Origin of the sequence: Streptomyces guryensis, assembly GCF_021261325.1 — a bacterium.
Lineage (GTDB): Bacteria > Actinomycetota > Actinomycetes > Streptomycetales > Streptomycetaceae > Streptomyces > Streptomyces guryensis.
The window spans coordinates 165592-184979 of the sequence record NZ_JAJSBI010000007.1 but is presented as its reverse complement, the minus strand read 5'-3'; the positions used below and the strand labels follow the sequence as shown (position 1 = coordinate 184979).

Sequence of the window (19388 nt, the reverse complement as noted above, 5' to 3'; positions counted from 1 at the left end):
GTTCTAGTGAAGGGGGATAAATGAGCGAGTATCACGTCGTCCTGGAGGACCTTGAGCAAGCCTATCTCGCCTTTTTTCGTGAAGAGCGAACGCTGGGCGAGCAGAAGCACAAGGTGCACTGCCCGGTTCCCGATTGCGGGGACTCTGACACGAATAAAGCGTGTCGAGATGCGCTCGACGTCGTGAAGACCCTATACGACCTCCTTATCGAGACGGTGAAAGATCACGGCGAGAAGATGAAAAAGGCTCACGACGGCTACACCAGGGATAACCAGGACGTCATGAATCTCTTCAATACGCTGGAAGGCTGAGCGTGTCCGACTCGTACCTAACAATCGAAGGCGATCGAAGCACGCTTTACTCCAGCGGTCAGGATTTGGCCTCCGCCTGCAGCGAGCTTGTCGAGATCACTCACGTCTTGAACACCCGGGTCCGTGATCTTGTACACGATGCCGGCTGGTGGGGGGATGCGGCTGACAATTTCAAGCAAGACTGGCTTGTATCTTCAGCGGCGAGTGACGCCATCGTCCAAGCGATGGGCCATATCTCGACCACGATGGAACACCTGGCGGTCGCTCTTGGTGAAGCTCAGGGTGACCTTGATGACGCCAGGGACTATGCCAAGAAGCACGGTATTCCGCTTGACCCCGATGGGCACCCACTCCCTGTGACGATGGACATCAGCGAGTACGTGGAGCGTGCGGAAGCGGCGGTGCAGAAGGCAAAGCGGGCGCGGTCGGATGCCGCGCAGAGCTTCGCCGCGATCGTCTCGCAGCTTGCTCCGGGTGGAAGTGACGACACCCTCGGAACCAGTGACGACGTCACGTTGGCGGACGCCGCGCGCGCACTGTACGGAATTCCGGCCGCCCGCGCTGCGCTGAGCCGCGAGAAAATGGAACGCCTCAATCAAGAACGTGTGGAAATGAAGCGTCTCCATCGCCACATGCCGAAACAATCACGGGAATGGAAAGAGTTCCAGACAGAGCGACTTGCTAACCGTCGAGCGTTGCGAGAAGCAAATAAGGTACTCGCTGATGTCGAAAAGTCTGCGTCGAAGTGGAAGTTCTCCGGAAAGACAGAATTCGAATTTTCACGGCTGCGCGAAAAGCTCAATCTCGACGGTCAATTCAAAGTCCTGGACAGCATCCCAATACTTGGCACGACAGTGGGCCTAGCGGGTATTTATCTCGCCTCCAAGGATGATATGGAGAAGGGTTGGGGTTTCTGGCATAGCGTTGGAGTTGAGACGGGCAGTACGGCGCTTTCTATGGCTGCGGGGGCCGCTATTGAGGCTGGTGCCGCAGAAAGCGTACCCGTCGGAGTGACTGTAGGTGCAAGTCTCGGCGTGGGGTATGTTGCCGGAACCTATGGCGACGAGCTGGTCAAAGCTGGCCATTGGGAACATAACATCCATACACGTGGAGTGGTTTCCGGGATCGGGCACAGCATTGGCGACGCCTCTGCAACATGGTGGAAAGAGGACTTTAAAGGCATGGGCGACAAAATCAAAAACTCAACCGTGGATCTTTGGAATGATGTCTTCTAGTTCTAACGTGAAAGTCTCGCAGGTTGCGCCGGTCGATTCACTCGCGTTTGTCGGCAAGTCGTGGCACAAGCGCGGTCTCATTTATTGGGTGGTTCGCACCTTCGTCGCACTCTTTTTTTTCCTGATGACGGGGCTGGTATTTGCCGCGGCCGTTGGAATCACCATCGGCATCATCGATGCAGGCGCCTCTCCTTGGGTTGTCGTTCCTGTGGTGGTGGCGGCGAGTGCGTCGAGCACTTTCATCACCGTCCGATCGGTGCTTCAGAAACAGCGTGAGCAGGCGCATGTTGGTGATCACGAGCTGAAGCCTGAGCGTGCTAGAGATGGCGAGGCGAGAGCACGTAGTAAGCGCATAGGTGGCAGTGTTGGAGCACTCGGCTATGGTCTGCGTGCGTTGGGTGGCATAGGCGCGTTCTTTGCCGCTATCTGCGTGCCAATTGCGGTGGGCGTCGTTCCGGTGATTCTCTGGTTCTGGTTGAAGCCTTTGGTGCCTGGCGAGCTCCGCGCTCGACGCAAGCTTGCACGCTGGCTCACGGTCCATGGCCGGGAGGATGAGATTCCGGCTGGCTGGAAGATTCCTTGATCCGTCGCGAGAGCGTTGCAGGGGAGCCCCGGAAGCCCTTGCTGGGGCTCACATAGGAAGAACGTTGCTGCTCGGACGTGACCATCCGTGGTGTTTTCGTGGGCCGGGACTGCCACCATCGTCGAAGAGGCCAGCGTGAACGCGGCGTTGATCGGCCGCTGTCTCCGCGCTGGTCGCGGTCCTCGGGACCAAGAGACAGCACATGACGGTCATCAAGGGAGAAGCGGCGGACACCAGCACGTTCCCTGGTGGTCATTGGCCGGACGCCCTGGCTTGATGCCTGGCAGCGGCCTCTTCTCCGATCCGCCCCTACTCCAGCCACAGGAAGGCGGCAAACGCATGTACGGACCCCGTGCAGCCATGTGGGGCCTGGCGGGATGCTCCTTCTTCCTGGCCTTCATGTCCATCGCCAACTGGCCGGTGATCCTCGGCGAGGCGTTCTTCGTCGTCGGACTCGTGCTTATAGGGAGCGCGGAGGTGTACGGCGACCGCAGAAGGAAGCGCGAGAAGTTCAACCAGCAGTTCGCCAGCGTCGACGACTTCTTCCAGACGGTCGACAAAGAAGCGCTGCTCCGGATCCGCGAGGAGCGAGGGGTCGCGGTCGCGGTGCGTGAGCTGAAGCGCCAGTACCCGTCCGTTTCGCTCGCTACGGCGGCCCAACTGGTCAAGGGGCTGTGAGCCTCTTGTACCCCCTCGGTCCGATCGGCGCGTGCCGAGGCTGAACCACACGCTCGGAGGGCGTTCCAGCCTCGGCACGGTTCAGGCAGACGTGCGCCGTATCACCGTAATCATCAGCTGTGTCGGATGCCCTGAATGAAGGCCATGTAGGGGGCCGGGTCGATGAGCAGCGCGGGCCCGTGGGGATCCTTGCTGTCACGGATCGCGATGCCGGCGTGCGCCGTGGCGGTGAGGTCGGCGACCTCTATGCAGTTGTTGCCGGCACCGTCGGAGTATGACGACTTGAACCAGTGCGCTCCGGCGTTGGTGAACTCGGGTGCCATGTGGGTACGGGGCTGGGTCATTTGGTGATCTCTCGCGTGAGTTGTTGCAGGAACGCGGGTGTGTCCTCCGGCGGCAGCGCTGACGCCGTGAGGGCGTTGAACTTGCGGGTGAACCGTCCGACCTCGCGTGGTTTGTCGGAGACCGACGTGGCGCTCCACGCGTTGTCCACCTGGACCGAGGTGGGCATGCCGTCGTCCAGGTGCAGAATCGTGAAGTCGTGCACGGACAGGTATCCCCGCAGTGTCTGGGGGAGGACCTGAACGCTCACGCCAGGCAGCGACGCCAGCTCGGCGATCTCCTCGTACTGCTCCCGCATCACCTCCGGGTTTCCGACGACGTACCGCAGAGCCGGCTCGTACAACACGGCTCGCAGCCGCAGCGGTTCCTCGTCCCTCGTAAGGGCGTCTTTGCGTCGGAGCCGGACCTGGACGTTCTTCTCGATGAACTCGCTCGTGGTCTCCTCGATGGGCTTCGCGAGCTCGTACAGCGCGCGTGCGTACGCCTCGGTCTGCAGCAGTCCGAGGACAAGCGCAGGATGGAAGGCCCACGTCTCTCGTGCCGCGGTCTCGATGCCGACGAAGCGCGGCATGCCTGACGGCATCGTGGACCGGAACGGGGTCCACCAGTCCTGGCTGGAGCCGTCGCGCTGGATGTGCAGGAGCTGGTCGACGTCGCGGTCGTCGGTCACGCCGTACAGCTCCAGCAGCGCGCGCAGATCACCGGCGCTGCGGAGGTCCTGGAGCCCCTTCTCGACGCGGTGCAGCTTGGTGACGTACAGCCCCTTGATGGCGCCGCTCCCGGCGACATCCTCGAGCGTCATCCCGGCACGTTCGCGCAACTGCCGCAGCTCGTAACCGAGTTCGATTCGCCGCACGGTCGGCCTGGGTTTGGCTGCCATGTGTTCGCCTTTCCATCGCATGCGTTCGCCGAAGCCGCGATGCGCGAAGTCTGACACGCGTTACGCGCGCCGCAACAGACCATGCGCTTGCGGTGTCATGTGCCATTTTCGTTCGCGGAGAAATTTCTAAAGCATTTTCGTTGCGAAGCAACTTTCCCACGCGGCACGGTGGTTGGGCCATGGAGAGCGTTCTGCACTCCTGATCCCCCTTGACCTGCGGAAGGACTGGGCGATGACGCCTGCGGTTCGGACGACGGCCCCACTCGCTCCCGCGCGCACGTCGAGCCCCCGCGCCACGTCCGCGACTCCCGCACTCGTGGGGCATCCGTCGCCTGTCGAGATCGCCTTCGTGCGGGAGGTGTCGAGGGTCGAGCACGCCCGGCGTATTGGGGCCGCGTGGCTGCGGAACATGTGCCGCATGCCCGCGGCAGACGTCGACTCCGCGGAGGTGGTGATCTCGGAACTGGCCACCAACGCGGTGGTGCACGGGCACGGCTCCACGGTCGGTCTCCGCCTGAGACATACCGATGACCACGTGCGGTTGGAGATCAACGACCACTGCCCCTCCGCGGTCCCTCGCCCGAAACAGGCCGGCGCAGACGAGGAGAGCGGACGCGGCCTATGGCTCGTGGACGCCCTCGTCGAAGAGCTCGGCGGGAAGTGGGGCTTCAACGCTGACGGGACGGTGGCCTGGTGTGTCTTCCCGTGTCGTATGCCGGTCCCGTCTGAGAACCGGGGCCACGCGACGCAGGGCCAATCACCGGGGCTGCAGGCGAGGTGATCGAGGCCCCGCATCGCAGCGGGCCTCAACGCCGGCGCCCCTCCCTCTCCGTGCACCACCGTCCACCACACACTTCCGATCCGAGGAGTGCCATGCCGACACCGCCGCTGCCGGAATACCGCCTCAGCCTGGCGCCGGAGTTCGTTGCCGAGCTCGTCAAGAGCACGACGATCCTCCCCGAGTGGGAGCTCAAGGACGGTCTCCTGGCCCCGGAGATCGCCCAGCGCTACCGGCGGACACTGTCCGGCCTGCCAAGCGTCTCGGTGATCGCCGCGACCTGTGAGTGGCTGCTGAACGCCCCCGACGGTGAGGGCTTCGTCGTCCTGGAACTGGGCGGACTCCTCGACGCCGTCGACACGCAGGCCGACTACCTGCGCGCCATCACCGCGATGCTCTCCCTAATCGCCAGGCCGCTGCGCGCCTTCGACCGCTGGCCACTGTGGAAGCCGCTCGATACCAACCTCAGCCTCGACCCGATGCCAGCCACCGGCTCCGGCTACGGCCCGATGCACATCGACGTCGTCAACTCCACCTGGCCGCCCGACTACAGTGCCCTGCTCTGCGTCCACCCGGCCCCGAAGGGTCAGGGCCACAGCCTCGTCTCACAGGTCCGCCGGGCCGTGGACCGGCTCAGCTACGGGGACACCGACCTGCTCAGCCATCCGAAATACGAGGGCGGCGCCTTCCATGAACTGAGCGGGGTCGGTAGGGAATGGACGCCCTTCCCCGTCATCGACGGCCGCTCACCGCTCGGCGGCTTCGTACGCTTCACGGCGAAGATGCTCGCCGACGCCGCCCCCGACGACCCATACGCCAAGGCGGCCCGCGCGCTGGAACGCGAACTCATCGGCGGCCAGCGGAGGTTCCCACTCAAGCGAGGCGACCTGCTGATCGTGAACCAGCACCTGTGCTGCCACGGCCGCGAGGATCTCAGCGACGACCAGGAGGACAAACCCGAGGACGAACGCCGGCTGCTCCTGCAGATTTTTCTGCGCCGCGGGGAGGCCCTGTCGTGACCAGACCCCTGCCGCTGCCCATTCCAGCCGTTGACGCGGCGGCCCACCCCAACGGCCGCATGTTCGCCGTCCTTCTCGCCCTCCTGCGCGCGCACGGCATATCACCCATGCGGTGGCTGGAGCTCGCAAGGGCGATGGACCACGGTCCGACTCTGTCGGCCGTGCTGAAGGAGTTCGAAGCAGAGAGAAGCGGACATCTGTGGGACGACCGCGCGGCGCTGTTGGCGTACGCGACCGACGAGATCGATCAATACGTCGAAGGCCGCCTGGGCAACAACCTTCTCCGCACGTACCGGATCCGGATCCTCTCCGAGGCTCTGGAGGACACCGTGGACGTGGCCGTTCGCGCATGCCTGGCGGCCCTGCGAGAGGCCGGTTTCAGTGTGGGCGGTGGCAGCCTGATCGAGGCGCTGGTGTGCGAGGGCGCCGAGTACCACCGCCTGATGCTCTCCGACATCTTCCGCATCGACCCGCCCGAGGTCCTGTGCCAGACCGCGCGCTTCAACCTGAACCGCCTCCTGGCAGCCGTGCGCAACCGGGAGGACATACGCGATCCCCGCCGCTTCCTGCGCGTCGAGGAGGGCGTACGGGAATTTGTGCTCACCCCCGCCCAGCAGCACACCCTGACCACGTACCTCCGCCAGTTCGGAACCACCCCAGGGGGCATCGGGCGGCTCCTCACCAAGGTCCGGCTGCCTGATGTCGTCCGAAAGGCCCGGCTGTCCCCTGGCCGGGGCACCGATGGGGCGCCCGCCGGAACGGAAACCCCTATGACGTGATCAGTGCTGACCTCGACCTCCGCCTCGGCCTCCTGAAAGTCCTGCTGAGCGTTTCCATCTGACGGTCCCAGGTCACGACGAAGCCGCGTCGCAGTCCGGGCACCGCTTGATCGCACGTCGCGAGGTGTTGCCCTGTGTGGCGGCTGCCGGGTGGCTGATGCCGAGACGGTCCCAGAGCCCGGGTGCCGGATCAGGAATCCAGCCCCAGCGCGGCGGCTGCACCAGCTCCTCGGTGAGGTGAGGGCACCCCGACCGGTGCGCGTACTGCGTGGGTGAGATGAGGATGGTGTCGGTGGGGAAGCGCCGCCACTCCTCGCGCACCTGGGATGCGGTTCGATGCGTCGGCACGCGGCCGTCCGGCGGGCAGTCGCACCCCAGCCCGATGACGATCCGGCTGCCGCACTCGTCACACCGTTCGTCCTGTACGGCGTTGCTCATTCCGTGGCCGCTCCCGCGTTCACGCGGTAGACGATCTTCCCGTTGTCCTGTTCGAAGCCCAGAAGCCGATAGAACGCCTGGGCGTTCGGGTTGTCGCGGTCCGTCATCCACTCCATACGGCTGCACCCGGGGCGGGCAGTGGCGATGTTGCGGAGTTCGGCCATCAATTGGGCGCCGATTCCCTGTCGCCGGAGGGTGTCGCGGACGTAGAGCTCCTTGAGGAAGAGGGAGTGCGTGGAGCCTGCCGCCGGCCAGAGGAACGAGTACGCAGCGAGGCCCACGAGGTCGCCAGCCTCGTCCTCGACGACCAGCGCGGAGGCGAGGGGCGGGGAGCCGAACAGGGCTTCCTCCACCTGGGCCTGGCGTTCCTCGAAGGGCTGGAATTCGGTCGATCCGTAGAACCGCTCGATCTCCTCGATCAGTGCGGCCAGGGCGACAGTGTCCCCCTTGTCGGCGGGGCGGATCGTCGTGCTCATCGGCATGCATCTCCTGTTGTTCTTCATGTTCGCTCGACTCTGTGACTCCAACGTTCGCGCCCGTCGTCGCGGTGCGGTACGGCTATGGAGAGGATGCGGCGGACGCGGCTGGCTGATCCCAGCCGTGCCGGCGCAGAGAGTCCTGGACGTAGCGGATGAGGTGTTCCAGGTCCGCGCAGTACACGGAGGGGTTGCGGTAGCCGCGGGCCGTGCTGAAACGGTGCGGGAGGTAGCCTCCGCCGCACACTTCCACCAGCGGGCAGCGCTGGCACTTCTCCGCGAGCGCCTGCCTGCCGTACAGCCGGTGCTGGAGCTTGGGGTGGCCGAGTGCCTCGTCGAAGGAATGCCCGAAGACGTCGAGCCCGAGCCAGGAGGCGCCCTCCTCGACGGACCGCAGGGTGTCCACGCCCTCGATGGTGCCGTCCGACTCGACGACGACGCTTGTCGGCGGGGCGAGGCCAAGCGTCTCCACCGAGCCGCGCACACCGGAGCCGAGGGCGACGATGTCCTCCAGCATCCGGACGCTGTGCCGGTACTCGGGGCGGGCGAGCCAGGCGTCGTAGACCCGGCTCATCCACAGCCCGTACTCGGGCAGGTGCGGGTTGTCGCGGTGCGGCGGGTCGTCGTGGGTGCCGTGCGGCAGTCCGAAGTCGATGGCGGGCGGTTCGAAGGAGGCGAGGTAGTCGTGGACCTCGACCGGGTCGTTGGCCAGGTCCACCACGGCGAGCAGCCCGGCGAACAAGTGCGGTCGGGTGCGCAGGAGCTGGATGCCGCGTACGGCGGAGGCGGCACTCGACCGGGAGGAGTGGGTGAGCCGGTGCCGGTCGTTCGCCGTCGGCGGCCCGTCGAGGCTGACGCCCACGGTGACTCCGAACCGTTCGAAGAGGTCGAGCCATGCCTCCGACAACAGTGTGCCGTTGGTCTGGAGCTCGAAGCGGACCTTCGTGCCCGCCGGGATCTCCTCCCGGACGACGCCGAGCAGGTCCGCCATGTGCCGCGGCCCGGCGAGCAGCGGCTCGCCGCCGTGCAGGATGACGTGCACGGTGCCCAGCACGTGTGCCGCGGTGTGCTCAGCGATCCGTCGGGCGGCTGCGCGGGCCACGTCCAGGTTCATCCGGGCGGGCAGATTCCGCCACGCCTGGTCCTTGGAGTTGAAGACGTAGCAGTAGTCGCAGTCGATGTTGCAGCGGTTTGCGACCTTGAGGATGAACGACGTGAAGGGGGCGCGGAGTTGGGGCATCTACCGCTGCGGCTCAGAACGGCCAGGGCCAGATCAGCGAGGCCGCGTGCGCGCCGTCGCCGATGCGGCTCGTCGCCGCCTGCTCAGCCGCGAGGCGCTGCCCTACACGGTGAGCGACACGGTCCAGGACCGGGTTGCTGGACGCCGTCTCCGGTGCCGAATGCGCGACGTCGTGCGGTCCGGGGAGGCTCGGGGGCGGTGTCATTCAACACTCCTCGTGAAGTACGCGACGGGGACCCGACGCGGGACGACGGCGGTAGTTGAAGCGACAGATCATTCGGCAACGTAGCAGTCCTGCGGGGCAGGACGGCATACGGATTCTGGCCACATGATCCGATCTCCGGAAGCAGACGAGAGGGTTCACCCGGCCTGTGTCACGAGAAGCCGCTCGATACCGTCGGCCGTCGCATCCAGGCCCAACCGCCGGTATACAAGGATGGATTGGCGCAGCGTCTCGACGGCATTGTCGGAGCCGTCGGTCATCCAGACGCACCGCCCGACACCCTCCAGGGCCCGCGCCTCCTCCAACGGACAACGGATGGCCCGGGCCAGCCCCAGCGCCTGCTCGAAGCGCTCGCGCCCGGCGGCCGCCTCGCCGGACGTACGCAGCAGCTCTCCCCAGTGATTGAGCACCTCCGCCTCGCCGCTGCGGTCGTCGAGCTCACGCAGGATCTCCAGGCTCCGCCCGAACGCTTCAGCAGCACCGTCCCATTCGCCGAGGACCGAGCGAGCGGCCCCCAGTTCGCCGAGGGCGGCGGCCTCGCCTCCACGGATGCCGAGATCGCGATACACCTGCAAGGCTTCCTCCAGCACCCGGATCGCGGTTGTCGCGTCCCCGGACAGACGATCCAGCACCCCGAGATGGCGGATGCTGTTCGCGCGCCCGAACCGCTCGCCGAGCTCGACGAAGTACTCCAAAGCCTGCGTGTGGGCTTCGCGGGCGCCGTCGAGATCGCCCCTGAGCCGACGCACCACGCCCAACTCGTTGAGGGCGTACGCCTGGTGGACCCGGTCGTCGAGCTCGGAGTAGAGATCGAACGCTTCACGGTGGCGCTGCATGGCCCGCTCGTACTCACCCATGAGGCAGTGCACGACGCCCAGATCCCGCAGGGAGTTGCCCTCCCCGTACCGATCGCCGAGCTCGCGGTAGATCGACAGGGCCTCAGACTGGGCCCCCACGGCCGCGTCGAAGTCGCTGGTCTGGCGGCGCACCATGCCGAGGTCAGCGAGGGCGTTGGCCTGTCCGAGCCGGTGACCGACCTCGCGGTAGAGGGCGAGGGCCTCGGTCTGGGCGCGGGCGGACGCGTCGTTGTCCGCGGTCAGGTACCAGACGATCCCGGCCTGGTTGAGTGCGTCTGCCTTACCGCGCCGGTCGCCGACCGCGTCGTACTGCGCCACCGCCTCGTTCAGGGCCTCGGCCGCCTCGGGGTAGGCGGACATGAAGCGCCGTACGACACCAAGTTCGGCCAGCGCGCCGGCCAGCGCCCGCTGGTCGCCGGTCTGCCGGGCGGCCTCGGCAGCGGTCCGATGCAGCCCGACGGCCTGGTCCCAGGGGCCGGCTTGCCGGAGGAAGGGGGCCATGGCCGCGGCCAGCCGGATCACCAGGTCGTACAGCGCAAGCCCGTTCGCCTGCCGGATACAGGCCAGGACGTTGGGCCGCTCGGTCTCCAGCCAGCTCAGCGCGTCGGTGCGCGACTCCATGACCGGGGTTTCCACCTGCGCCGCGTCGTCCGGCGGAGGCGGGACGCCCGCACCGCTGCGGACGATGTGCTCGTTCGCGACAGCGAGAGCAGCGAGGTAGTGGGTGCAAACACGCTGAACGGCCTGTACGTGGTCCATGCTGTCCCCTTCGTCAGCGAGACCGCGGGCGTAGTCGCGTAAGAGGTCGTGAAGCCGGTAGCGGCTGCCGGGGTGTTCGTCGATCAGGTGGGCGTCGTAGAGCGCGTCGAGCTGCTCACGGGCCACCGCCACCGAGACCTCACCCAGGGCTGCTCCGATGTACACGTCGAGTTCTGTGCCCGGATAGAAGCCGAGCCCCCGGAAGAAGCGCTGCTGCTCGGGAGCGAGGTCCCGATAGGAGAGATCGAACGTCGCGGCGATCGCGCGGTCACCAGCGCGCAGCTCTCCCAACTGGTGGCGGGCTGCCACCAGCCGCTCGCGCAGGTCCTCGGCGCTCCAGGACGGGTGGTGCCGCAGCCGTGCCGCGAGCAGCGACACCCCGAGCGGCAGGTACCCGCACAGCCGAGCCAACTCCTCGAGCACGTCCCGGTCGAGCGCGTCCGCCGGCCGCCCGCTGAGCCGTACGAACAGGTCGACCGCGTGATCCGGTGGCAGCGCCTGCACGGGGAGCACCACCTCCTCGTGCGCGGCCAGACGCTTGCGACTGGTCACCAGCACGAGACAGTCACTCCCGCCGGGGAGCAGCGGCTCCAACTGCCGGTAGCTGGCGGCATTGTCGAGGATGAGCAGCGCCTTCTTGCCCGAGAGCCGACTGCGCCACATCGCGGCCCGCGCCTCCGTGATCGCCCCCACGTCGTCGCCGACGGGTATCTGCTGCGTCGGCACACCGGCGGCCGCGAGGAGCGAGGCGAGAGCCTCGGTGGCCTGCACTGGGCTACGGCCCGTGGTGTGCCCGTTCAGGTTCACGAAGAGCTGCCCATCGGGGAACCGCTCGGCGAGCACATGCCCTGCGTGCACGGCGAAGGTCGTCTTCCCGACTCCAGGCATTCCGTCGATCACATGGACTGGCAGCACCTCACCTGCCTCCTGCGCCGCATGGACCGAGCGGACCAGCGACTCCAGCTCGGCGGTGCGGTTGGTGAACGCCGTCGTGTCGCGCGGCAGCGAGCGCAGGACCAGCGCAGCGCCAGGCGGACCCGACGCATCGTCTGCACGCCCCGTCGGCTCCGGGCTCTGCCCCGGTGCCCGGCGATCGTCCAGGGCAGCGAGCAACGCCGTCAGCCCGGCCGTGACCGCCCCCAACACGACGAACGACAACCAGGGGTGCTCCTGTAACCAACCCAGCCAGGAGGGCCAACGCGACTGCGCCGACACCGCGTTCGTGACCAAGCCCACGAGCATCGTGGTCACCGCGCCGCCGCCAGCGACCGCGGCAATCGCCACGCCTCGACGGAGCCTCATACGGTCACCGTGCCACTGCCGGCGAACCGTGAGAGCGCAGGTGGAACCAGCCTGGACACCAAGGGACCCCCGAAATCGATACCCAACCGTCCAAGCGCATCAGGCGCACGCTGAGCGGTCAAGGACGCCTCAGGCCAAGGAGCGGCACTACACCGGTAGACCGGCAGGAGGCCCAGCACGACCCGACTACAGCATTGTCCACCTCCAGCCCCTCACCACCCCCATGGGGTGAACTTCACTCGCCCCCAAAACTGGCCCGGACCAGGCCACTACGGTCACCTCATGGGCTCGCACCGTCACGACGGCAACCAAATCTCGACGGAGCTGGAAGCGCTCCTCGCCGGTATAGGGCTTCCGGTCTCCGATACCGACGACCGCGACAAGGCCGTGGGCATCCTCGTCTCGTCAGCGGGCACCAGGGCCGCGTCGATCGAATGGTTCGTCTCGACCACCGCCCGGAGCGCCGCTGCTCGCGAACAGATCGAGGGCCTTGCCGATGGGCGAGCCGGAGTACTTCACCGAACGGCGCGCGCTTACCTCCACCACGCGCTCGCCGGCGTTCTCCAGGAACTCGGTTACTCCGCTGCACAGACAGCCACTGGACTGCGCATCGAGGGACTACCGGGCGCATCAGCCGGAGCCGAGACCGCCCAAACGCTTACCGAGTCGCTGCGCGTGACGATCGACAGCCTCGACGACGCGCGGGAACGCAAGAAGCGCGGCGACAACGACGAAGGGGACGACGGGCTCGCGGGAGTACCCGCCCGCGTGTAAGGCGCCACGCAGTCGGAACTCGTGGCTCTCACCGGGTGTCGGAATCTCAGCCATCGAGTGGATCGCGCCGAGCAGTACACCTGGGCCTCGGGCAAGTCCCCATCTCCTGCGCCGCTGTCTGTGGAGCGTGTGGTCTCCGGGCGGTGACAAGCAGCAGCCGTTTTGATCACCGGATGTGATGACAAACGATCGGATGACCGCTGCTGCGCTATATGGACTCCCGAAAAGGAAAGAACCTGGTCAACCGGCCTCGGTTGGGTGCCGCCGGACGGCGATGGTTCACCCGCAAGGTCGGCGGCCGGATCCGCCGACCGAGGGGGCCCGTTAAGCCTCCGTACGAGCAGGCGAAAACCATCCGGCAGGAAGATCAGACAAGATTATGAGCACGGTTACCGCAGGAAGGCTTACGCCGGAGTCAGCCCCTCAGATGAGGCGCCCTACGTTGTTGGCCTTGCCCCGGCACGGAGGGGGAGAAATTCGTCTGGACAGCCGCACTCCGGACATCGCCTTCGTCACGGCGACGCCTCGCATGGCGGAAATCCTTCTCAACGAACGGAACCTGCACAATCGCAAGATGGTGCCGCACGCTCGCGCCCTCCATGCCAAGGCGATGCAGGACCATCGCTTTGTCACAACAGGCGATACCTTGAAGTTCGGTCACCACCCGGACTACGCCTGGGCGCTAACCATCGACGGGCAGCACCGGCTCGGCGCCATCGTCGACTCCGGACAGTCATTCGTGGTCGGCGTTGCGGTAGGGATCGATTTCGAGGCACAGCAGTACACAGACACCGGTCGTGCGCGGAAGGTGCACGAGACGTTGGCCCTCAACGGCGAGCAGAATGCGCTGAAACTTGAAACCGTCGCCCGCTGGGTCCATCGACTGGAAAACGAGAAAAAGTGCCGCAAACAGGGTGGCAGACGGGACGGGGTGCCCGGCCCGTCCGGGTACGAGCTGGTCGACTTCATCAACGCCAATCCCATGATCCGGGACTGCGTGTCTGTCTCGCGATCCACGTATCGCCGATTCAAGGGTGCCATCGGCCTACCAACCCTGGGCTGCGCGTGGTGGCATATTGCTCGCGCCGATCCTACCTATCCGGCGATTGCCGATGAATTCTTCCATCGGATCGTGGACGGCACGGGCCTGACGGCCAACGATCCGATCTATCACCTGCGTGAACGCATTCATGCCATGGCAGCGGTGAAGGCCGCAAACCGCCCCTCACCACACCAGCAATTCTGTCTGCTGGTTGAAGTCTTCAATGCATGGCTCGAAGGCCGCACCATGAAGAGGCTCCCGTCGGTCACGAACGACAGTCCACTCCCTGTTGTCAGTTCCAAGGCGGCCATCATGCGCAGTTGAGGGGCACCTGCGCGGCGGTCGGACGACGCCGAATAGTCGGCGCCGATGCAGCCGCATCGGGCGTCAACAGAAGCGGCTTTTGTCGCCCTTTCCAGTGATCACAAGGCTGGTCGGCTCCGTAGGAGTCGACCACGCCGCAACACTCACGACGTGTCCGACGAGACAACGAACGCACGGGCCGAAACCGGCCCGCCTCCGCACAATGCGCCCAGACCAACAGGAGGGACGGCCGCCCGCACCGGCCACATACGGCTCCAGCTCTGGCGCTGGGTGCTCACGCCTCGAACGACATGGCAGGCCCACCGCCTGAAGGCCAAGTTCGGGCCGGGCATGGACACCCGCACAGCCTGGGTGATGGCGCGACTGGCGCGGCATCCGGACGAGCTCCAATATGCGATGCGGCACCTGGACAACGAGGAGAACGCCGGCTGACTCCCGATCATGCAGCAGTCCCGACCTCAACCTCAGTACATGGTCAGCTGCTCGTGATCAGGTAGGCCAAGGTGTGTGATGCGGCCGGCCAACGTCTCACCGAACTCCTGCACCTCCTGGGCGTTGCGGACGAAAGCTCGGTGGTAGGACAGCTGCGGTGAGAGCGGCACGAGGTTGGGACACGGGCGCACTATGCCGTAAAGCGCGTGGTAGCGCCCACGGGAGTACACCGGCACGCCGTAGGCGAAGTGCGCCGCCATACTCGGGTTCTCTGGGATCTCCACTCGCAACTGTTCCTCCCGCCAGGCCAGTTCGGCGACGGCTGCGAACAACTCCTCGGTCTGCTGGCGAGACAGCCGGCCCCACCATGCCCTCGCTGTTTCCAGGGCCTGCCGCTCCTTCTCCTCCTGCTCGGCCTGTTCGCGGGCGCGGAGTGCTTCCCTCTCAACCCACCGCTCGCGCATCTGCTCCAGGAGAACGCGGTCCTGCCCCTCCTGTTCCTTCCGTCGGAGTGCGGCCTCTTCGGCGCGGCGGATCCGATCCGCTTCCTCCAGCTCTTTGCGGCGTCGCTCGGCCTCCGCCTCCTGCTGCTTCTTGCGGGCTTCGCGCGCTTGCTTCGCGTTCTCCTGGCGCTGGCGCATCTCCTCATGTTCGGTCTGGGAGCGTGCTGACTGCCGGGAAGTCCACCACAAGTCCCGCAGGTACACCCAGCGCCTATCGTCGACCACACGGGTAACTCGTCGATAGCGAGGCAGACTTCGGCAGGGTGAAAGCTGCCCGTGCAATACCCACCGGGCGAATGTCTGCAGCTCCTCCTCTCGGAACGTCCAACCGCCGGCGGCGTAGTCGAACCCTGCGACCCCGTCGTCCACCACCCATACACCCTCAGTCTCTGGGGCCCGCACCCGTACGCCCGGCACCGCGCCCATCCACTGCGGCGGCTTCTTATGCGGGCTGACCCAGCACACCGCGATCTTCTCGGCCCGATAGCGGCCGGTTCGGGCCCGGATGTCCTCCACCGTTATCGGGGACAGCAGCGCCTCCCAGGCCATGCGCTGCGTGCCGTCCGGCGAGGACGCCATGACATCCGCCCGCCATGAGCCGTCGTTGGCCGGGACCTCCAACTCGGCATACCACCCGGCCGCACGGATCGCGCCTGCCAACTCCAGCTTGAGCATGTGGTGTACCCACGACTCGTTCGACAGCTCGCATGATGGCGGCCGTCCCGGGTCATGGCAGAAGAATCGCACTCCGTGTCGGGAGACCTTGGCATGGACGCCCCAGGAGCATTCCGGGCAGGTGAGCGGGGCGCGAGGACGGGACTTGTGGATCTGGGTCCAGTCCATCGCGCGCCCAAGATCGAGCTGCGTGGCGTCGAGTCGTCCGGCATCGGGGTGTAGTGCGGTGAAGGGCATGAATCGCTTCTCGTGCCGATCCGGCGTATATCGCGGCCTACCTGATACGACAGCAGATACCAGGCGGCACTGACAGTCCCTATTCCTCCGCTCACTGCAGGCGACCGCGGAGAGCCGAGGCAACGGCCCTGCCCTGAGGGGTGACACCGAAGTGGGGCCAGGCGGCGTGGGAAGCCCGAAGCAGCCCCCCAACCCGAAGTCCTTCCCCCTGCCCGGCAGCCCAGTGTGGCGTGCCATGGCTGAACGTGCGCGGGGCAGCCCTTGACGCCGTACCGGCGTCGACCGGGACGGGGTTCGGAAGCAAGGTTGACCGCACGCTGCCCGAGAAATGTCTCTACCCTGCTTGGCTGTTGGTCTTCACAAAGGGGTGGGCATGCGTGCGTTGGAGGACATCAAGAACCAGGTACGGTCGCTGACCTCGCGCCGCTACGCAGAGGAGGCGGTGGCCGCATACGGCGCCGGTGCTTACCGCGCCGCGCTGATCTCAATCTGGATCGCGGTAGCGGCGGACATCATCGACAAAATCCGGCTTCTCGCCGACGAAGGCGGCAGGGCCGCTCAGCTCCGGGATGAACTGGACGGCGCCATCAAGGGGAACCACGTCGCCGCTCTCCAGACGTTCGAACGCAACCTCGTCACCCGGGCTCACAAGGATCTGAAGCTGATCGGGGCCAGGGAGGCAGAGGAGCTACCGGTAGTTCGTTAAACCCGGCGGTAGAGATCAAGGGGTCTGCCGGCGGTGACCGCGTCGAGGAGGGCTTGGAGTTCGTGCGGTGGGTCCTGGTCGGTCCATGCTCGCCACCAGTTGCGCAGGGTGATGGCCGGGGTGAGCCAGGAGCGGACGGCTCGTAATGCCCTGGGCCAGCAGGGCATTTGGGACTGGTGGGGTGTGACGGTGCCCCCTCTCTGGCCGATTGTCGGGGCAGGGGTCCGGTGCGGTGGCGTCCAGCGCCCCGGGTGGGGCGAACCACTGGCTCCAGCAGAAGGTGAACGCGCAGTTGACCAGGGTCTGGTGGCGGCGGATGGCGGTATCGGAGCGGACCTGGAAGTCGGCCCAGCCGAGTTCGTCCTTGATCTGTTTGTAGCTCTGCTCGATCCATGGCCGCAGCCCGTAGAGGCGGACGATCTCGGCGAGGCCGGCCGGCACGTGCGGGCTGGTGGCAGTGTGGGGGGCGTCGGGGTGGGGCAGGTTGGTGGCCAGGTACCAGGTTGCCTTCTCCGGCAGGGTGCCCGGGTCGGTGGTGGCCACGACCAAGCGATAAGGGGAATCGGGGCCGTAGCCGCCCAGGCGGGCATCGGCGGCCCACCAGGTCTCGCGGTGCCCGTCGCGGAAGTGGCGCTCAACGGGTGTCCACTCGCCGGGGCGGTCGGCGTCCCGCCAGGCCAGGGTGCTGGCGGCGTCGATCGGGGTGTGCGGCTGGTCGGCCGGGGCCCAGGTGGTGCTGCGGGGTTTGAGGGCCACCACGTAGGCCAGTCCGGCGTCGCGCAGTGTGAAGTACCAGTCGTCGCTGACGGAGTAGGCGCAGTCGGCGACCACCGCCCGGCAGCCGAAGCCAGTCTCCTTCGCCCGGGCCGCAAGAGCGGCGGCCAGCTGCGGTTTGGTGCGGAAGGCCGGGTCGGACCGGCCGCGGGCGAAGTGGTGGGCGGGGGTGTAGGGCTGCGCGTGCAGTGGGTAGTACACGCGGCCGTCGGTCCACACTGTGGTCACCGTGACGATGCCGTTGTCGGTCTTGCCGTACCGGCCCAGCCACTGCCGGCCCACGTGTGCGGTGGCCGTGCCGTCCTTGCGGTCCCCGGAGTCGTCGATCACGATCACCCCGCCGTCGTGCGGAGCGGTCGCAGTCTGGCCGCGCAGCAACTCAAGCCGTCGGTCGTTGACCTGTTCGGAATCCCAGACGGACTCGGACAGAAAGTACTGCAATCGCTGCGCTGCCGCCGTTCGCGCACCGACGACCGGCTCCGCTCCGGCCAGACATGTGATCGTCTTGTTCCGGTCCCGCGGCGCGAGCAGCCCTGTGAGGTACTCGCGGAACCCCCGCCGCTGGGCGAGGCTGACGAAGAGGCTGTCGAACCGGCCCGCGTACTCCTCCAACGGACCCGGCGCGGGTGGACACGAACGGCGGGCAGTCATCTTCAGCCCCCAGCACGGCAGTTGACACCTACCACCGCTCTACGACCGGACCACCCAACCGTCAACCCACGCTACCGCCGGGTTTAACGAACTACCGGTAACTACATGACGTCGGCTGCGTGCGACGGGGGACGAGTGCGGACATCTGCGCGCCATCAGTGCAGGTGCCAGGCAGGCAGATTCCCCACCCGAATTACTTCAGGAAGAAACGGCAGCTCGTTAAGGCGCGCCGCATGACCGGCGACTCCCGGTCCCGTCCTGGATCTTTCAGCCCAATGCGATTCGACTCTTCGTCATCTCCAGGTGAAGGATGAAGGACGATGGCTGGCGAACCTGGCGAACGTGGTGGAGTGTCTTGCGCGGCATATTTGTTGGCGCTGGAAGCCAGCCGGCCAGCCGCGCGGCCTGCCCACCCGTACCGGAGCTATCCCGCGAACCGGCCAAGCTATCGGCTACTTTCTTTTTGGCAAGAACGAAGGCGCGATGAATCGACTGGAAGCCCAAGGGTCGTGCTGACCGCAAACAACCATCAGATTAGTTGGCGTTAGCGCTCCCCCGGCGCTAAACGGTGCTACAAAAAGTTCACTGTTGTTCAGACGCGCTGGGCATGTCGCTGCCGCTTCACAACGCCCGCGGGCCGCAATCACTCGCAAAATCCAAAGGGGTTGCGGGAGTGTGACCGCGCCAATCTTAGGATCTGGATGCTTTACAATCCCTGCTGCCCACGCCTTAGCGTCGTAAACACTCCACAGTTTACTCTTGGTCAGGTTGCACCATCCGCAAGCTAGGTAGAGGTTATCCTCATCCGTCGCCCCACCCTCCGCGACAGGGATTTTATGGTCCAGCTCAATGCGAAGATGCCTCGCATTCAGCCCTCTAGGGCGAGTAAAGTCAACCAAAGTCAGCGGCGTCAACTCCTGTCGCGTTCGACGAAGGAATAGGTCTCGTGCATGCTGCGTGAACTGGTACCCGCACAGATAACATCTTTGATCTGGGGCACTGTTAAACCACACCGCTTGCTTCAAGGCCGCGCTTATCCGCTCACGTCCTACCGCTCTGCGAGCTTCTATCTCACGCCACGCAAAATCTGCAAGTTGAGTAGCCGCCAGTTCAACTTCATCTTGGGGTGCATGCTGAGCGAGCATTCGCAGCTGGGCGAAAATCTCTACATAAACGTGACCAATATTACTTCCAGATTCCACATGCCTGGCCAGGTCGACCAAGCCCTCTAGGAACCAACGGCCGACTGTGATGGCATAGTCGGCTTTCAGAAGCCACTCATTTTTGCCCAGAATTCCCGAAGGGGCGCTGAGGCCCGCCACCTCTCGGAGTCCGCTTTCCGTCCATCGAGTGGGTAGCGTATCCGCGAG

22 protein-coding genes are annotated in these 19388 nt (G+C 65.9%); 12 read left to right on the top strand and 10 right to left on the bottom strand.

Translation table 11 applies throughout. From position 1 onward, the window contains the following. Nucleotides 1-20 precede the first annotated feature (20 nt). The 4 genes from LJ657_RS16610 to LJ657_RS16595 all read left to right on the top strand — a co-directional run bounded on the left by LJ657_RS16610 (nucleotide 21) and on the right by LJ657_RS16595 (nucleotide 2807). Entirely contained in the window at nucleotides 21-311 is a 291-nt protein-coding gene (locus tag LJ657_RS16610; protein WP_232649386.1) for a DUF6317 family protein, read from the top strand. A gap of 2 nt (nucleotides 312-313) precedes the next feature. Further along, nucleotides 314-1546 (top strand): WXG100 family type VII secretion target, encoded by a 1233-nt coding sequence (locus LJ657_RS16605; protein WP_232649385.1) that lies wholly within the window; start codon nucleotides 314-316, stop codon nucleotides 1544-1546. A gap of 7 nt (nucleotides 1547-1553) precedes the next feature. Next, nucleotides 1554-2129, top strand: a complete 576-nt coding sequence (locus LJ657_RS16600) for a hypothetical protein (protein WP_232649384.1) — start codon at nucleotides 1554-1556, stop codon at nucleotides 2127-2129. 339 nt (nucleotides 2130-2468) lie between these two features. Continuing rightward, nucleotides 2469-2807 carry a hypothetical protein gene (locus LJ657_RS16595; RefSeq protein WP_232649383.1) on the top strand — a complete coding sequence of 113 codons (339 nt, stop codon included), beginning with the start codon at nucleotides 2469-2471 and terminating at the stop codon, nucleotides 2805-2807. A gap of 113 nt (nucleotides 2808-2920) precedes the next feature. Here LJ657_RS16595 and LJ657_RS16590 read toward each other — a convergent pair whose 3' ends face one another. Both LJ657_RS16590 and LJ657_RS16585 read right to left on the bottom strand, forming a co-directional pair. Continuing rightward, a complete protein-coding gene (locus tag LJ657_RS16590; protein ID WP_232649382.1) occupies nucleotides 2921-3151 on the bottom strand; it encodes a DUF397 domain-containing protein in 231 nt (76 codons plus the stop codon). After that, entirely contained in the window at nucleotides 3148-4029 is an 882-nt protein-coding gene (locus LJ657_RS16585) for a helix-turn-helix domain-containing protein (RefSeq protein ID WP_232649381.1), read from the bottom strand. The genes LJ657_RS16590 and LJ657_RS16585 overlap by 4 nt, the downstream gene beginning before the upstream one ends. Nucleotides 4030-4261: 232 nt before the next feature. Here LJ657_RS16585 and LJ657_RS16580 point away from each other — a divergent pair, with 232 nt between their 5' ends. The 3 genes from LJ657_RS16580 to LJ657_RS16570 all read left to right on the top strand — a co-directional run bounded on the left by LJ657_RS16580 (nucleotide 4262) and on the right by LJ657_RS16570 (nucleotide 6605). Beyond that, a complete protein-coding gene (locus LJ657_RS16580; protein ID WP_269786540.1) occupies nucleotides 4262-4810 on the top strand; it encodes an ATP-binding protein in 549 nt (182 codons plus the stop codon). Nucleotides 4811-4902: 92 nt separating this feature from the next. Further along, nucleotides 4903-5826 carry a TauD/TfdA family dioxygenase gene (locus tag LJ657_RS16575; RefSeq protein ID WP_232649379.1) on the top strand — a complete coding sequence of 308 codons (924 nt, stop codon included), beginning with the start codon at nucleotides 4903-4905 and terminating at the stop codon, nucleotides 5824-5826. Further along, nucleotides 5823-6605 (top strand): hypothetical protein, encoded by a 783-nt coding sequence (locus LJ657_RS16570; protein WP_232649378.1) that lies wholly within the window; start codon nucleotides 5823-5825, stop codon nucleotides 6603-6605. Before LJ657_RS16575 ends, LJ657_RS16570 begins: the two co-directional genes overlap by 4 nt. Nucleotides 6606-6677: 72 nt before the next feature. Here the strand turns inward: LJ657_RS16570 and LJ657_RS16565 are convergent, their stop codons facing one another. From LJ657_RS16565 to haaT, 5 genes are all read right to left on the bottom strand, one after another. Further along, on the bottom strand, nucleotides 6678-7043 hold the full coding sequence (locus tag LJ657_RS16565; RefSeq protein ID WP_232649377.1) for a hypothetical protein: 366 nt from the start codon (nucleotides 7041-7043) through the stop codon (nucleotides 6678-6680). Beyond that, on the bottom strand, nucleotides 7040-7519 hold the full coding sequence (gene haaN / locus LJ657_RS16560; RefSeq protein WP_232649376.1) for a cyclophane-containing RiPP N-acetyltransferase HaaN: 480 nt from the start codon (nucleotides 7517-7519) through the stop codon (nucleotides 7040-7042). The genes LJ657_RS16565 and haaN overlap by 4 nt, the downstream gene beginning before the upstream one ends. Before the next feature lie 82 nt (nucleotides 7520-7601). Continuing rightward, the gene (locus LJ657_RS16555) at nucleotides 7602-8759 is read right to left on the bottom strand and encodes an FxsB family cyclophane-forming radical SAM/SPASM peptide maturase (RefSeq protein ID WP_232649375.1); all 1158 of its coding nucleotides are present in this window, start codon (nucleotides 8757-8759) and stop codon (nucleotides 7602-7604) included. Nucleotides 8760-8772: 13 nt separating this feature from the next. Beyond that, nucleotides 8773-8964: a HaaA family cyclophane-containing RiPP peptide gene (gene haaA / locus LJ657_RS16550; RefSeq protein WP_232649374.1), complete on the bottom strand. Its 192-nt coding sequence runs from the start codon at nucleotides 8962-8964 to the stop codon at nucleotides 8773-8775. Between the two features lie 155 nt (nucleotides 8965-9119). Then, nucleotides 9120-11900 (bottom strand): cyclophane-containing RiPP biosynthesis TPR protein HaaT, encoded by a 2781-nt coding sequence (haaT, locus tag LJ657_RS16545; RefSeq protein WP_308117044.1) that lies wholly within the window; start codon nucleotides 11898-11900, stop codon nucleotides 9120-9122. Nucleotides 11901-12182: 282 nt separating this feature from the next. Between haaT and LJ657_RS16540 the strand changes: the two genes are divergently transcribed. The 3 genes from LJ657_RS16540 to LJ657_RS16530 all read left to right on the top strand — a co-directional run bounded on the left by LJ657_RS16540 (nucleotide 12183) and on the right by LJ657_RS16530 (nucleotide 14472). Then, nucleotides 12183-12674: a hypothetical protein gene (locus LJ657_RS16540; protein WP_232649372.1), complete on the top strand. Its 492-nt coding sequence runs from the start codon at nucleotides 12183-12185 to the stop codon at nucleotides 12672-12674. Nucleotides 12675-13125: 451 nt separating this feature from the next. Continuing rightward, entirely contained in the window at nucleotides 13126-14040 is a 915-nt protein-coding gene (locus LJ657_RS16535; RefSeq protein ID WP_232649371.1) for a hypothetical protein, read from the top strand. Between the two features lie 150 nt (nucleotides 14041-14190). Continuing rightward, nucleotides 14191-14472 (top strand): hypothetical protein, encoded by a 282-nt coding sequence (locus LJ657_RS16530; RefSeq protein ID WP_232649370.1) that lies wholly within the window; start codon nucleotides 14191-14193, stop codon nucleotides 14470-14472. Nucleotides 14473-14504: 32 nt separating this feature from the next. Here LJ657_RS16530 and LJ657_RS16525 read toward each other — a convergent pair whose 3' ends face one another. Then, complete coding sequence (locus tag LJ657_RS16525) at nucleotides 14505-15887, bottom strand: competence protein CoiA family protein (protein ID WP_232649369.1); 1383 nt, start codon at nucleotides 15885-15887, stop codon at nucleotides 14505-14507. Between the two features lie 373 nt (nucleotides 15888-16260). Here LJ657_RS16525 and LJ657_RS16520 point away from each other — a divergent pair, with 373 nt between their 5' ends. Further along, nucleotides 16261-16593, top strand: coding sequence for a hypothetical protein (locus LJ657_RS16520; RefSeq protein ID WP_232649368.1), 333 nt, complete (start codon nucleotides 16261-16263; stop codon nucleotides 16591-16593). A gap of 15 nt (nucleotides 16594-16608) precedes the next feature. Here the strand turns inward: LJ657_RS16520 and LJ657_RS16515 are convergent, their stop codons facing one another. Further along, the gene (locus LJ657_RS16515) at nucleotides 16609-18018 is read right to left on the bottom strand and encodes an IS701 family transposase (protein ID WP_232649367.1); all 1410 of its coding nucleotides are present in this window, start codon (nucleotides 18016-18018) and stop codon (nucleotides 16609-16611) included. Between the two features lie 452 nt (nucleotides 18019-18470). Beyond that, nucleotides 18471-19031, bottom strand: coding sequence for an HNH endonuclease signature motif containing protein (locus tag LJ657_RS48940; protein ID WP_372487929.1), 561 nt, complete (start codon nucleotides 19029-19031; stop codon nucleotides 18471-18473). Here LJ657_RS48940 and LJ657_RS16510 point away from each other — a divergent pair. Then, nucleotides 18969-19250: a hypothetical protein gene (locus tag LJ657_RS16510; RefSeq protein ID WP_232649366.1), complete on the top strand. Its 282-nt coding sequence runs from the start codon at nucleotides 18969-18971 to the stop codon at nucleotides 19248-19250. The genes LJ657_RS48940 and LJ657_RS16510 overlap by 63 nt on opposite strands. The last annotated feature ends 138 nt before the right edge of the window (nucleotides 19251-19388 follow it).

Coding starts and splice junctions, on each gene's coding strand:
- LJ657_RS16510 (WP_232649366.1), top strand. CDS start 18,969: ATGCTGCGTGAACTGGTACCCGCACAGATAACATCTTTGATCTGGGGC.
- LJ657_RS16520 (WP_232649368.1), top strand. CDS start 16,261: ATGCGTGCGTTGGAGGACATCAAGAACCAGGTACGGTCGCTGACCTCG.
- LJ657_RS16540 (WP_232649372.1), top strand. CDS start 12,183: ATGGGCTCGCACCGTCACGACGGCAACCAAATCTCGACGGAGCTGGAA.
- haaA (WP_232649374.1), bottom strand. CDS start 8,964: ATGACACCGCCCCCGAGCCTCCCCGGACCGCACGACGTCGCGCATTCG.
- LJ657_RS16590 (WP_232649382.1), bottom strand. CDS start 3,151: ATGACCCAGCCCCGTACCCACATGGCACCCGAGTTCACCAACGCCGGA.
- haaN (WP_232649376.1), bottom strand. CDS start 7,519: ATGAGCACGACGATCCGCCCCGCCGACAAGGGGGACACTGTCGCCCTG.
- LJ657_RS16585 (WP_232649381.1), bottom strand. CDS start 4,029: ATGGCAGCCAAACCCAGGCCGACCGTGCGGCGAATCGAACTCGGTTAC.
- LJ657_RS16525 (WP_232649369.1), bottom strand. CDS start 15,887: ATGCCCTTCACCGCACTACACCCCGATGCCGGACGACTCGACGCCACG.
- LJ657_RS16610 (WP_232649386.1), top strand. CDS start 21: ATGAGCGAGTATCACGTCGTCCTGGAGGACCTTGAGCAAGCCTATCTC.
- LJ657_RS16515 (WP_232649367.1), bottom strand. CDS start 18,018: ATGACTGCCCGCCGTTCGTGTCCACCCGCGCCGGGTCCGTTGGAGGAG.
- LJ657_RS16595 (WP_232649383.1), top strand. CDS start 2,469: ATGTACGGACCCCGTGCAGCCATGTGGGGCCTGGCGGGATGCTCCTTC.
- LJ657_RS16555 (WP_232649375.1), bottom strand. CDS start 8,759: ATGCCCCAACTCCGCGCCCCCTTCACGTCGTTCATCCTCAAGGTCGCA.
- LJ657_RS16575 (WP_232649379.1), top strand. CDS start 4,903: ATGCCGACACCGCCGCTGCCGGAATACCGCCTCAGCCTGGCGCCGGAG.
- LJ657_RS16565 (WP_232649377.1), bottom strand. CDS start 7,043: ATGAGCAACGCCGTACAGGACGAACGGTGTGACGAGTGCGGCAGCCGG.
- LJ657_RS16580 (WP_269786540.1), top strand. CDS start 4,262: ATGACGCCTGCGGTTCGGACGACGGCCCCACTCGCTCCCGCGCGCACG.
- haaT (WP_308117044.1), bottom strand. CDS start 11,900: ATGAGGCTCCGTCGAGGCGTGGCGATTGCCGCGGTCGCTGGCGGCGGC.